General features: G+C 47.1%; 9 protein-coding genes. 5 read left to right on the top strand and 4 right to left on the bottom strand.

What is annotated here, in order from left to right:
• The first annotated feature begins 199 nt into the window (after positions 1–199).
• Both map and QMF28_RS02930 read left to right on the top strand, forming a co-directional pair.
• Positions 200–1,078 (top strand): type I methionyl aminopeptidase, encoded by an 879-nt coding sequence (gene map, locus QMF28_RS02935; RefSeq protein WP_345739977.1) that lies wholly within the window; start codon positions 200–202, stop codon positions 1,076–1,078.
• Positions 1,079–1,082: 4 nt separating this feature from the next.
• Positions 1,083–3,680 carry a [protein-PII] uridylyltransferase gene (locus QMF28_RS02930; RefSeq protein WP_281743184.1) on the top strand — a complete coding sequence of 866 codons (2,598 nt, stop codon included), beginning with the start codon at positions 1,083–1,085 and terminating at the stop codon, positions 3,678–3,680.
• Here QMF28_RS02930 and QMF28_RS02925 read toward each other — a convergent pair.
• Genes QMF28_RS02925 through smc form a run of 4 tightly spaced genes read right to left on the bottom strand, consistent with a single transcriptional unit; the run spans position 3,677 to position 10,802 of the window.
• Positions 3,677–4,168, bottom strand: a complete 492-nt coding sequence (locus tag QMF28_RS02925; protein ID WP_281743182.1) for an NUDIX hydrolase — start codon at positions 4,166–4,168, stop codon at positions 3,677–3,679. The genes QMF28_RS02930 and QMF28_RS02925 overlap by 4 nt on opposite strands.
• 13 nt (positions 4,169–4,181) lie before the next feature.
• Positions 4,182–6,197 carry an NAD-dependent DNA ligase LigA gene (gene ligA / locus QMF28_RS02920; protein ID WP_281743180.1) on the bottom strand — a complete coding sequence of 672 codons (2,016 nt, stop codon included), beginning with the start codon at positions 6,195–6,197 and terminating at the stop codon, positions 4,182–4,184.
• 9 nt (positions 6,198–6,206) lie between these two features.
• A complete protein-coding gene (locus QMF28_RS02915) occupies positions 6,207–7,280 on the bottom strand; it encodes a cell division protein ZipA C-terminal FtsZ-binding domain-containing protein (protein WP_281743179.1) in 1,074 nt (357 codons plus the stop codon).
• Positions 7,281–10,802, bottom strand: coding sequence for a chromosome segregation protein SMC (gene smc, locus QMF28_RS02910; RefSeq protein ID WP_281743176.1), 3,522 nt, complete (start codon positions 10,800–10,802; stop codon positions 7,281–7,283).
• Positions 10,803–10,976: 174 nt separating this feature from the next.
• On the opposite strand from smc, the gene dapD reads away from it, so the two are divergent.
• The 3 genes from dapD to prmB are packed head-to-tail and all read left to right on the top strand — an operon-like array spanning position 10,977 to position 13,905.
• Positions 10,977–11,804: a 2,3,4,5-tetrahydropyridine-2,6-dicarboxylate N-succinyltransferase gene (gene dapD, locus QMF28_RS02905; protein ID WP_068322474.1), complete on the top strand. Its 828-nt coding sequence runs from the start codon at positions 10,977–10,979 to the stop codon at positions 11,802–11,804.
• A 9-nt stretch (positions 11,805–11,813) separates the two neighbouring features.
• Positions 11,814–12,965, top strand: coding sequence for a succinyl-diaminopimelate desuccinylase (gene dapE / locus QMF28_RS02900; protein WP_068322471.1), 1,152 nt, complete (start codon positions 11,814–11,816; stop codon positions 12,963–12,965).
• Between the two features lie 43 nt (positions 12,966–13,008).
• Positions 13,009–13,905 carry a 50S ribosomal protein L3 N(5)-glutamine methyltransferase gene (gene prmB / locus QMF28_RS02895; protein WP_281743175.1) on the top strand — a complete coding sequence of 299 codons (897 nt, stop codon included), beginning with the start codon at positions 13,009–13,011 and terminating at the stop codon, positions 13,903–13,905.
• Positions 13,906–13,907 lie beyond the last annotated feature (2 nt).

Raw genomic sequence — 13,907 nt, 5'->3', positions numbered from 1 at the left:
TTGAGTCCTAGCTGCGCTAAAAAACGCCACCCTGGAAGGCTCAACTCGCGATTTCAAGTCCAAAATAGACCTGAGACCAAAATTATAGCTTAAATATCAATGCTCTAGCCACCTTCACCCCTAGGCAGAATATGAGGCTTGCCCTCCAAATAGCCTCCGGACCCCCTAAAAATGGGATATTTGCCTAATTTTTAGGCAAATAGAACAAACCAAAACCCTCCAAGTCGTTGATAATCAAGGCATGAATAGTGTATTTACCGCAGAAAAAGACATCCAAGGGATGCGCGAAGCTGGCCGCTTAGCCAGCGAAGTTCTGGATCATGTGGCGCCCCACGTCAAAGCAGGGGTGACCACTGGAGAGCTGGATCGTATTTGCCATGAGTACATGCGCGACGTCCAAAAGACTATTCCCGCCCCGCTGAACTATCAGCCGCCTGGATACCCTCCTTTCCCGGCATCCATCTGCACCTCAGTAAACGATGTGATCTGCCACGGCATTCCTGGCGATAAAGTTTTGAAAGCTGGTGACGTAGTAAACCTTGATATCACCGTTATTACCCCTGATGGTTATTACGGCGATACCAGCCGCATGTTCATGGTGGGTGAAGTTTCTGTCATGGCAAAGCGTCTCACTCAAATTACTTTTGAATGCATGTGGCTTGGTATTGCTCAGGTAAAACCTGGCGCCTCTTTAGGTGATATTGGGCACGTCATTCAAACTCATGCTGAGAAAGCTGGCTACTCAGTCGTTCGTGAATACTGCGGCCACGGCATTGGCAAAGTATTTCATCAAGACCCACAAATTCTTCACTATGGCAAGCCTGGCACTGGTGAAAAGTTAGAGGCTGGCATGACTTTCACAATTGAGCCGATGATTAATGCTGGCAAAAGAGACATTCGCACCATGCCTGACCAGTGGACTGTTAAAACAAAAGATCGCAGCCTGTCAGCGCAATGGGAACATACCTTACTGGTAACTCAGACTGGTGTTGAAGTATTGACATGGTCAGAAGGTAGCAACCCACCACCTGATTGCGTTAAAGGCTTGTCTTTTAGACCTGCTCTAGCAAGCGCATAAATTCATGAGCAAGCTCCAGGCAGCCAGCAATATCATTGATGCAGCTAGCCTGCGTGCTGCTCGTGAAGTTGCTTACGACGAGTTTAGAAAAACACAAGCGGTAGGTAAGTTAACCAAACAACTTACCAAGATGAGCGATCAAATACTCGCCCATCTTTGGAGTAATAGCGGCATAAAAAATGAAGCTGCTTTAGTAGCTGTTGGTGGCTATGGAAGAAATGCTTTATTCCCATCCTCTGACATCGATATCCTCATCCTTTTGCCGGAAGATGAAAAGCAGGCCATTGCCCTATCAAAGCAAGTTGAACAATTTATTGCTAGTTGCTGGGATGTGGGTTTAGAGATAGGCTCGTCGGTTCGCAATATCGCTGAATGCATCTCAGAATCCGATCAAGATGTCACAGTACGTACCTCACTTTTGGAAGCGCGCTTCCTTTGCGGCAAGAAGGCTTTATTCAAAGACTTTGCTAAAGCATTTGAAGCAGCCATGGATCCCAAGGCATTTTTTCAGGCCAAGCAAGCAGAACAAATTCAGCGTCACTACAAATATCAGAACACCCCTTACTCATTAGAGCCTAACTGCAAAGAGAGCCCTGGTGGATTACGTGATTTACAGGTGATCTCATGGGTCAGTAAGGCTGCACTATTGGGTGATACCTTTAAGGATCTCCACGAGGCTGGCCTTGTCACGCAACGCGAACTGACTGAACTCAACCGCAATCAACGATTTTTAGAAACCTTACGCGCCAACCTCCACCTCCTAGCAAAACGTAGGCAAGATGTTCTGGCTTTTGATTTACAGGCGCCCTTAGCAGCGTCTATGGGAATAAAAGAAGAATCCTCAAGGGTTGCTAGTGAAGCAATCATGCGCCGCTACTATTGGGCAGCTAAAGCGGTAACCCAATTGAACGATGTTCTATTGCAGAACATTGAGGCCATACTCTTCCCGCAGGAATCTAAAACCACTCACCCTATTCCAGGTGAAGGTAATGAATACTTTATTGAGCGCCAAGGTGTATTGGATATTACCGACCCGCAGCTCTTTCAAAAACATCCAGAGCAAATTCTGAGAACCTTCTTAGTGTTTGCCCAAACATCTAATGTAAAGAGCTTATCGGCAACTATCTTCAGAGCGCTCTATAACGCTAGAACTAAGATGGATAGCAAATGGCGCAAAGACCCAATTAATCGTGCGCTTTTTATGGAGATCTTGAAGCAACCCGAAGGTGTAAGCCGCGCTTTCCACCTAATGAATCGCAGTAGCGTACTAGGACGCTACCTTCCAGCTTTCAGAAAGATTGTTGGGCAGATGCAGCATGACCTGTTCCATATATACACAGTCGATCAACACATCCTGATGGTGCTACACAATGTGCGCCGCTTCATGGTGGTTGAACACACTCATGAGTTCCCTTTCTGCAGCAGTCTCATTGCTCACTTTGAGAAACCTTGGTTGCTCGTCATTGCGGCCCTCTTTCATGATATTGCCAAAGGGCGTGGAGGCGACCATTCGCAACTCGGTAAAGCTGACATGCGCAAGTTCGCCAAAGAGCATGGTCTGGATAAAAAAGATACTGAGCTTTTAGTATGGTTAGTAGCTGAACATCTCAATATGAGCCAAACAGCTCAGAAGCAAGACATCACTGATCCCGATGTCGTTAAAGCTTTTGCCAAGAAGATGGGTGATGAGCGTCATCTCACTGCACTCTACTTGCTCACCGTTGCTGATGTTCGAGGTACTAGCCCTAAAGTCTGGAATGCCTGGAAAGGCAAACTCCTTGAAGACCTGTATCGCGCAACGCTAAGAGTATTAGGTGGCGCTAAGCCGGATGCCTCCTCAGAATTGGCTCAACACCAAGAAGAATCTAAAGCAAAGTTGCGCCTCTATGGCATTAACGATGATGCTTATGAAGACCTGTGGAAGCAATTGGATGTTGCCTTCTTTTTAAGACAAGATTCCTCTGATATTGCCTGGCTTACACGCCATCTATTTAACAAAGTAAATAGTGAGCAGCCGATTGTCAGGGCCAGACTATCCCCCATTGGCGAAGGACTGCAAGTAGCTGTCTATGTAAAAGACCAAGAAGATCTATTTGCCAGAATCTGTGCGTACTTCGAGAGACACGGTTTCTCCATTTGGGATGCTCGTATTCATACGACGCGTCATGGCTACGCCTTAGATAGCTTCCAAATTTCAGGCAGTAACTTGGTGGATGAAGGCGGCAGTTATCGCGACATTATTCAGCTAGTAGAGTTTGAACTTACTGCTGCACTTACCAATAGCGAGCCATTACCAACCCCAAGTATGGGTCGTCTATCAAGGCAGTCACGCACCTTCCCAATACAGCCCCGTGTGCATATGGTTCCAGATGAGCGAGGCAGATATTACACACTCGCACTATCAGCAAGCGACCGTACTGGTTTGCTCTACACCATATCTCGAGTATTGGCTAAACATCAGGTATCAATCCACACAGCACGCATTAATACTCTTGGCGAGCGAGTGGAAGACGTTTTGCTTCTTGATGCCGCTAACTTGGGTAAGAATCCAAAGTTACAGATTCAATTGGAGACGGAATTGCTTGAAGCGTTAGGGGCTTAATCCAATTTAGCCAAGGCGCGCTGGATTCGAATACTTTCGATATCACCAAAAGCAAACCACTTACATTCAATATCTTCCGCTGATTGCTCATGTCGCACGACTCGCAAGCAATAAAGCAAATCAATATGCAAATGAGCGCCCTCGCCTTTTTTAGGATTTTCAGGGATCTCGTGAATATCAATATCAATTGGATCTTGACTATCAGAGTCTAGTTCACAGACGTATCCAGTTTCTTCGTAAACCTCTCTAATTGCAGCCGCAATCGGAGAGTCACCTTCATCAATATGGCCACCAGGCTGGAACCAGCGCTTGATATAAGGATGAAAAATTAATAAAGCCTTACCGTCCTTAACCACTAAACCGCTAGCTGTAATATGACCCTGGATTGTTGCGCGAGAAAATGGGTTTGATGATTCCAGAATCGCATTGCACTGTGCCTCATGAATAGTGTTACGTGCCTGAACGGCAATTTGAGAAATAATATTCATGCACAAAAAGTTATTACTTAAGAAGCTCGAGCATTGCAGCTTCATCAATCACTGGTACACCTAATTCCTCTGCTTTCGTGAGTTTGCTGCCAGCATCTGTACCAGCTACTACATAGTCAGTCTTCTTAGAAACTGATCCAGCAACCTTAGCACCAGATTTTTCAAGAAGATCCTTTGCCGCATCCCTTGTCATCGTTGGGAATGTACCTGTCAGAACAAATGTTTTACCCGCTACTGCGGCACTAATCACTTTTTCTTCTACGGCGAGCTGCATTCCGGATGCAAGCAGTTGCTCAATCACTTCACGATTGTGTGCCTCTTGCATAAAGCTCGTGATGGAGTCGGCAACTACAGGGCCAACATCTTTTACTGTTAATAGATCTTCCATGCTAGCGTCCATTAAGGCATGCATGGACTGATAGTGATTCGCTAAATCCTTGGCAGTGGTCTCACCCACATGGCGAATACCCAATGCAAAGATAAATCTAGCTAAGGTTGTGTTTCTGGATTGGTTAATTGCTTGAATGAGGTTATCCGCTGACTTCTCTCCCATACGCTCCAGGTTTGCGAGGGCCGTAAATCCCAAACGATACAGATCTGCAGGAGTTCTAACAAGGTTGTGATCTACCAACTGGTCCACAATCTTCTCACCTAGGCCTTCGATATCAAGCGCTCTTCTATGAGCAAAGTGAATTAAAGCCTGTTTGCGCTGAGCCCCACAGAATAGTCCGCCACTACAGCGCGCTACTGCTTCATCTGCTAAACGCTCGATATGAGAGTCACATACCGGGCAATTTATTGGCATTACAAATTCTTTTGCATCTGCTGGGCGGCGATCCTTAATTACCGAAACCACCTCAGGAATTACATCGCCTGCTCTACGCACTGAAACGGTATCGCCAATTCGCACATCTTTACGTTTGACTTCGTCTTCGTTGTGTAAGGTTGCATTAGTGACTGTGACGCCACCTACTTCTACAGGAGCAAGTCTTGCTACTGGAGTGATTGCACCTGTACGACCTACTTGCACATCAATACCTAAAACGGTAGTTAGAGCCTCTTGTGCTGGATACTTGTGAGCGAGCGCAAATCTAGGGGCTCTTGATACAAATCCCAACTTAGATTGCTCGGCGAATGAGTTCACCTTATAGACAACGCCATCAATGTCATATGGCAATGAATCTCTTTTGGCACCAATCTCGTTATAGAAGGCCAAGATCTCTTCTAAGGAATGCAATACCTTACGCTCTGAGCAAACAGGCAAGCCTAGTTCAGCGTAAGCATTAAGTAATTCTTCGTGAGTTTTAGGCAGCCATGACTGAGGCTCTAGGGCACCTAAGCCATAGGCAAAGAAAGACAATGGCCTTTTAGCGGTGATCTTCGAATCTAATTGACGCAGACTACCTGCTGCTGCATTGCGAGGATTAGCAAATTCTTTCTCACCCAACTCTGCTGCCTGTCGATTCATCTTCTCAAAATCTTTGAGATACATAAAGACCTCGCCACGAACCTCTAAGACTTGTGGAATGTTTTTTCCAGTGAGTTTGAGCGGAATAGCGCGAATTGTTTTGATGTTAGCCGTGACATCTTCACCGCTAGCTCCATCACCACGAGTGGCAGCGGTTACTAATGAACCGTTTTCATAACGGAGCGAGATTGCAAGACCATCGAACTTGAGTTCACCAGCATATGTCACATGATCTGTATGGAGTGCCTCACGGCAACGACGATCAAAAGCAATCAGCTCGGCATCTTCAAAGGCATTATTCAAAGAAAGCATTGGCACCGCATGGGTAACCGAATCAAACTCTTTTAATGCTGCCCCACCTACACGCTGAGATAAGGACTCGGGGGTGATCCACTCTGGATGGGCGGCCTCAATATCCAATAACTCGCGATAGAGGCGGTCATACTCAATATCAGGCAATAGTGGATTATCTAGAACGTAGTAAGCATGCTCTAGGCGCGCAAGCTCGGCTTGCAAGAATGCGTAACGCTCCGCTAAATTTGTCGGATTATTGGACGACAAAGTAATTTCCTAGCTAAAGAGTCTGCTGGCTGTAGAAGATCCAGCAGGAATACCGGATTTCTCAAGATTGGCATAAAGAACATCAAGGTGCTGACGAATACTAATGACTGCAGCTTCACTTAAGTTAATACCATTGTCATCTACCAAGCGGCCATGAGCAGCTTGTGCAATCTCCACACCTTCAGAGAGCATTCTTTCAAATGCGCGCTCTTCTTGCGTAACTAAAGGCACTTCCAGCAGTAAAGTGACTTGAGTTACGGACTTATTCGGATCCAATTCAGCGCTATTGAAAAGTACTAAGCCTTTGCTGAGGTATTCATATTGGCGTCCGTTACGAGATAACTTGAAGCCGCGTTGGCGCATGAGGGCATCAAAGTTACCCCAAGGACATGGTTCATCGAATAACACATTGATGCTCAGCTGGATATCACTCTCAGCAGCCATCACATCTAATTCTTTAGCGCTTTCCAACATGGTACTGACGCTAGGCATATCAATCTGCGAGCCCAAAGTTTCAGCAAGGGACTGGGCACGAGAGCAGAAATCAGAAAGCTCCAAAACACCAATCGGACCTTTGCGACTAGCCAACTGAATGGCCAGCTGTAACTCTGAGTATGATCCTTCAGACTTCAATTCTTCCCAGTCTTCAGCAGCATCGACATCCGCATTTAAACCTTCACACATCCAACGCGCTGTAGATTGAGCTTCAAGATCAGTCCAAGCGTTAATTTCTGCCAGAATTTCTGCGCCGCTTATAGCTTCATCAAAGCGCAAGGTAATAACGCAATCGATGCGCGGATCAATCGCGAACTTTTCTGGGGCGGAGATTGTTGTTAAGGCCTCGCCAAAACCAGGCTCTGCTCGACCAGATGTATCGCCATCCGCAAAACCCTGCGTAAAGCTTGGCTCACGCGCAAAGCGATCATCTAAAGCATATTCGCATTGCTCTTTTGCCTTACGGCGAGCACGAGAGTACTTAATGTTCAGAACAGCTACCGCTATCAGAATTAGAAGACCAATAACGGCCAGCGCCAATTGCAAATCAGACAAACCCAACATCGTCATGATTTGTTCTACATACATTTAGGCAGCCTCTACCATTGATACCGCAGAAGAGATATCCACAGCAACAATGCGGGATACGCCCTGCTCTTGCATCGTGACACCAATCAATTGATGAGCGATTTCCATAGTGATCTTGTTATGTGAGATAAATAAAAACTGTGTCTTATCTGACATTTTGGCAACTAGATTTGCATAACGCAAGGTATTTGCATCATCCAATGGTGCATCAACCTCATCCAGCAAACAAAATGGAGCTGGATTCAAAAGGAAGAGTGAGAACACTAAGGCAATTGCAGTCAAAGCCTTTTCACCACCAGAGAGCAGGTAAATGGAGCTGTTTTTCTTGCCAGGAGGCTGCGCCATCACCTGAACACCGGAATCCAAGATCTCTTCACCTGTCATCACCAGCTCTGCATGACCGCCACCGAACAATTCGGGGAATAGCTTTCCAAAGTGGCCATTAACCTGATCGAAGGTGCCTTGCAATAAATCACGGGTCTCTGCATCGATCTTGGCAATCGCATCTGTCAAGGTCTGCATCGCTTCATTCAAGTCAGCAGATTGAGCATCCAAGAACTGCTTACGCTCACGGGAACTGGATAATTCATCTAGCGCAGCCATATTGACTGGGCCTAGAGATTGAATTTCAGTATTCAAGCGATTCACTTCACTCTGCAATGCGCCAACCTTCAGATCAGGGCTGAAGCTTGCTTCAAGCGCAGTGAGGTCAGCCTCAGCATCCGATAATAAAGTAGCAAATTGCTCAAAGTTCAAACGTGCAGCCTGTTCACGCAATTGCAAATCAACAACCTTGTCACGCATAGGTTGCAGGCTACGCTCTAATTGCATGCGAGACTCATCAGCTTCACGCAGTTGATGCAATAAAGCATCTTGCTCAGTACGAGCATTTGCCAAAGCTGCCTCGCGTGCGCTGCGTGCTAGCAATAAGCCCTGTAATTTATCTTGCGCTTCTTCATCACTCAATGTTTCTAACTCTTGAGCGGCTGCATCATGCTTATCTTGAATCTCCATGATCTGTGTACGCGCAGTACTTTGATCACGTTGCAAGTCGGCTATACGCTGCTGCAATGAACGAGTAGCAAATGCCGCCTCTTGTGCAGCCATTTCAGCAGCACGGAGCGATTCACGCAAACGATCACGCTCTTCAGTAGAGCGCTCTAATTTTTCTTGAGCTACTTGTAAAGCCTCTTGCAAGCCTTGCTTGGACTCTTCTGACTCGAGCAATTCGGCAGCAGACTGCTCTTGAGTCTGGCTCACTTGCTCCATCTGCTGACGCAATTCACTTAACTCACCCTGAATCTGCGCCGCACGTTGACTGTACTGTTCTTCAGCTTGGGTCAACTGCATTCTTTCTACTTCAAAGCCATGCGATTCTTGGACAGCATGTTCCGCATTTTCACGAGCTTGCTCAGCCGCTTGATGGGCCGCCTGATAGTTCGCTACACACTGATCCAATTCGCCTTTGAGTTCGCTTTGCATCAACTGTTGCGCACGTAATTGTTTCTCGAGACTTTCCATCTCTTGAGCACGAGCCAACATACCAGCTTGTTCAGAGTCTGCCGCATAAAGTTGCACACCAACACGACTTACCAAATGGCCTTGTTGAGTAACAAATGCGCCACCAGCAGGTAATTTTTCGCGACGATGCAAAGCATCTTCGAGGCTGCTGGCAATGTAAATATTGTCCAACCACTCTTGCAATACAGAAGTGAGTCTTGCTGCGCCTGCGCTTTGCACTCGGCTCAACAACGGCGTGAAGTCAGCAGGGGCGGATGTATGCGCCGGGGTAATTTCTTCCGTGAGCAAAATCGCCAAGCGACTTGGAGGCGCATCATTGGCCAAAGCCAATGTTTCTTGGACGCTCTTTGCAGTAACCGCAGCCAAACGCTCACGCAATACTGACTCAAGTGCAGCTTCCCAGCCACTCTCAACTTTGAGCTCTTGCCAAAGACGCTTGCTTTCTTTGAGGCCCTTGCTTTCCAGCCAAGGTCCAATCTTGCCTTGCGCCTGAACGCTAGCCTGCAAAGCAGTTAATGCTGTTAATTTAGCTTCCGTTTGAGCTAAATCCTGATTTGCTTCCTGAATTTTTTGCTGGGCAGCGTTACGCGCTTCATCAGCAGCAGGTACGCGTTGCTGAGTTTCAACAGCGCGATGCTTGGCTTCTTCCACTTTGCGAGCAGCCATTGTTTGACGATCAATTGCCATCTGTAAAGCTTCAGCATCTGGACGACGTAGGCCATCGAATTCACCAACAAGGCGAGTTTCGCGCCCTTTCAATTCATCTGACTGAGCAGACATAGAGCGAAGTCGTTCGCCCAAACTTGCCAAGCGTTGCTCAATTGAAGCTAATGCATCACGTGCACTATTTAGCTCGCGTGAGGCATTTTGATAAGCCTCTTCACGACTTGGCATTTGCTCTTGCAAGCCATTTAAATCTGCCAAGAGTGTTTGCTCTTTTTCAGCAGCTAAAGAAAGCTCATGCTCAGTAGTGCGCTGAGCTTGCGCTGCATCAGTCTCTTGCACAGTCCAACGCTTTAATTGCGCCTGCAAATCTTGAGTTTGCTGTTGCAAGCGTTGACGTGCTTCTTGTACATAAAGAATCTGTGACTCAACCTGACTCACGTCAGAATTGGTTTGATACAAATCGCCTTGTGCTTGAGAAACTTTGTCTTGTAATGCGTACTGTTGTGTACGCATTGTCTCTAGCTCAGCTTCGACGTGGCGTAGCTTGGCGGTCTGTTCTTCTAGGCCAACTTGCGTATCGCGGATACCGTTGGCATGACGCTCCTGCTCTTTACCAGCCTCGGTCTGACGCACAAACCACAACAGCTGCTGCTGTGATTTCATCTGTGTAGAAAGCTCGGCGTGACGCTCAGCAACAGTCGCTTGTTTTTCCAAACGAGTGAGTTGTTGATCGAGCTCGCGCAAGATATCTTCGACGCGAGTTAAATTTTCTACAGTGTCTTCTAAACGGGATGCGGTTTCTTTGCGACGCTCTTTATATTTAGAAACGCCAGCAGCCTCTTCCAAGAACACACGCAACTCTTCTGGCTTCGCCTCTAAAATTCTGTTGATTGTGCCTTGACCAATGATCGCGTAACCTCTTGGACCCATACCGGTGCCCAAGAAAATATCCTGAATATCTTTACGACGAACTACCTGGTTATTGACGTAATAACTTGAATTTCCATCGCGCGTTAAAACACGTTTGATACCTAATTCTGTAAAGGCACTCCACTGACCTTGAGCGCGCCCTTCGGTGTTATCAAAAATGAGTTCGACGCTGGCACGACCAGATGGTTTACGCAAACCAGAACCATTAAAAATAACGTCTTGCATGGACTCACCACGCAATTCGCTAGCGCGGGATTCGCCTAAAACCCAGCGAACGGCGTCAATAATGTTCGACTTTCCGCAACCGTTAGGACCAACAACGCCAATCAATTGGCCAGGCATTTCAAAATGGGTTGGGTCTACGAAAGACTTAAAGCCGGAAAGTTTGATGGATTTCAGTTGCACGGCGTACTTTGCAGGGAAAAAAGAGGTTCAAATAAAGGGGTAAAAATTAAAGCTAAAGTGGGAAGATGATAGCAAGCTTGAGGGTGCTTAGACGCGTTTTTGCCCCATCTATATAATGGTAAATCTACCCTCAGGGACAAAATCCCTTAACAATCTGATAGTTAACTAAAAAGCATGAGCCAATCACCACAAAACATCATTGAACAAGCCTGGGAAAACCGTGCAAACCTGTCTCCAGATAGCGCCCCTGGGGATGTCCGTAATGCCGTAAATGCGGTCCTAGAAGGCCTAAATGCCGGCACCATTCGTGTGGCTGAGCGCCGTGACGTAGGCAAATGGGAAGTTAACCAGTGGGTTAAGAAGGCTGTTTTGCTCTCTTTCCGCCTAGAAGACAACAAACCCATGAGTGCTGGCGGCTTTACCCAGTTCTATGACAAGGTTCCAAGCAAGTTTGAAAACTACACAGCAGCTGACTTTGCAGCTGGTGGCTTCCGAGTGGTACCCCCTGCCGTGGCCCGCCGTGGCTCATTTATCGGCAAAAACGCGGTTTTAATGCCCTCTTACGTCAATATTGGCGCTTATGTAGGTGAAGGCACCATGGTTGATACCTGGGCGACCGTAGGTTCTTGCGCCCAAATCGGTAAAAACGTTCACCTTTCTGGCGGTGTTGGTATTGGCGGCGTTCTCGAGCCAATTCAAGCTGGCCCAGTGATTATTGAAGATAACTGCTTTATCGGCGCCCGCTCCGAAGTTGTTGAAGGCGTTGTGATCGAAGAAAACGCCGTTTTATCTATGGGCGTCTATATCGGTCAAAGCACCAAAATCTATGACCGCGAAACTGGTGAAGTGCACTACGGTCGCGTACCAGCAGGTTCAGTCGTAGTTCCAGGCTCCCTCCCATCCGCATGTGGCAAATACAGCCTGTATGCAGCCATCATTGTGAAGAAGGTTGATGCTCAGACGCGAGCTAAGACAGCCATCAACGAATTACTTCGCGATTAAGTCGAATATATGAGCGCCACACTAGAGCTCACCGAAGCTCTCATCGCCTGCCACTCCGTAACACCGGCTGATGGTGGCTGCCAAGATTTAATTGCAAAGCGTCTTCAAGCCATCGGCTTTCACACTGAGAGCGTGGTGAGTGGTCCTGAAAATTTTCAAGTAACGAATCTGTGGGCGATCAAAAAAGGTAAAGCTGGAGATCAAGGCAAAGTCTTGATGTTTGCTGGTCACACTGATGTAGTACCTACAGGTCCACTAGAGAAGTGGACAAGCGACCCATTTACGCCAACGATTCGTGACGGCATGCTCTACGGGCGTGGGGCGGCAGATATGAAAACCTCTCTCGCTGGTTTTGTAGTGGCTACTGAGGAATTTGTTATTTCGCATCCCGACCATCAAGGCTCTATCGCCTTCTTAATCACCAGCGATGAAGAAGGGCCCGCCAATGATGGCACCGTCATCATGTGCGAACGTTTACAAAAACATGGTCAACGTTTGGACTACTGCGTAATTGGCGAACCCACCTCAGTCGATCAGCTCGGCGACATGATTAAGAATGGTCGTCGCGGCTCTCTATCAGGCAAGCTCAAGGTAAAAGGTATTCAAGCGCATATTGCTTATCCTCATTTGGGCAAGAACCCTATTCACCTTTCTGCGCCCGCAATTTCTGCATTAGTGGAAACCGAGTGGGACAAAGGTAATAAATACTTCCAGCCTACGAGCTTTCAGATCTCCAATGTACATGCTGGTACTGGCGCAAACAATGTCATCCCCGGTGAACTTGTTATCGACTTTAACTTCCGCTTCTCTACTGAAAGTAAGCCAGAGCAATTGCGTGAGCGCCTAGAGAAGATCCTAAAAGACGCAGGCCTTGAGTTTGAAATAGATTGGGTATTAGGTGGTAGCCCATTCATTACTGATGATGGCGACTTGGCTGGTGCATTACGCAAAGCCATCAAAGAAGAAACTAATGTTGAAACAGAACTTTCAACTACAGGCGGCACAAGTGATGGTCGTTTTATCGCCAAGATCTGTAAAGAAGTTGTGGAATTCGGACCTCTGAATGCTACAAGCCACAAGATCGATGAGTGTGTGATTGTGGATGACGTAGTACCACTCAAAAACATCTATCGCAAGACACTCGAACAGCTTATCGCTTGATCGCTTAACTGCGCACCCCTTTTCTCCCAAAGAACCTTCCATCATGGACCCTGAGTCTCAGCAACACCTTACTGTGAACCAGTGCATCAATCAGATTGCACAAAAACTCGAAGCAGGTAAATTGCATTACGGCCATGGCGCTATCGATGCACAAAGCGAAGCCTTGTGGATTGTGAGCAAACAACTTGATCTGAGTCCAGCAGAGGCGCTTGATCATTTAGATGACGCTATCTCTGAAGATCAACAGCAAAAAGCATCCGCTGTTGCTGATACCAGAATTTCTACACGCAAGCCATTGGCCTACATCCTAGGCGAAGCATGGCTCATGGGTGTGCCATTCTTTTGTAGCGAGCAAAGCATAGTGCCGCGCTCCTGGATTGCTGAGCTCATCGTCGATGGTTCACTAGAGCCTTGGTTGCCAGCTGATGGCAAAGCGCTAGACCTTTGCACCGGTAATGGCTCACTCGCAATCCTCTTGGCTTTATCTTGTCCAGATATACATGTAAGCGCCTGCGATATCAGCATGCCCGCACTCTCAGTTGCGGCGCGTAACGTTGATCGCCATAGTCTGAACTCCCAAGTGGAGCTATTAAATGGTGACTTGTGGGATGCGTTGCCTGAGCCCAATGAAGACAATCTCTTCGATCTCATTATTTGCAATCCACCCTATGTGAATGCAGCCTCTATGAATGCGCTTCCAGCTGAATATCATGCTGAGCCAGAGCTCGCTCTAGCCGGTGGCGATGATGGCATGGACATCATTAGACGCATTCTTGCTTCAGCACCAGATTATTTATCAGAGCGTGGCGCCATCTTGCTTGAAATTGGCAATGAGTACGAGAACTTCAAAAAGGCTTTCCCGCAAATTCCGGCAATCTGGATGGAAGTATCAGCAGGTGAAGAGCAAGTCTTATTGATTCAAGCAGAAGACTTACGTTAAGA

Origin of the sequence: Polynucleobacter yangtzensis, from assembly GCF_027924165.1 — a bacterium.
In the GTDB taxonomy this organism is placed as follows: Bacteria; Pseudomonadota; Gammaproteobacteria; order Burkholderiales; family Burkholderiaceae; genus Polynucleobacter; species Polynucleobacter yangtzensis.
Note: the sequence above shows the minus strand (reverse complement) of the source record. Positions and strands in the feature narration are given on the sequence as shown.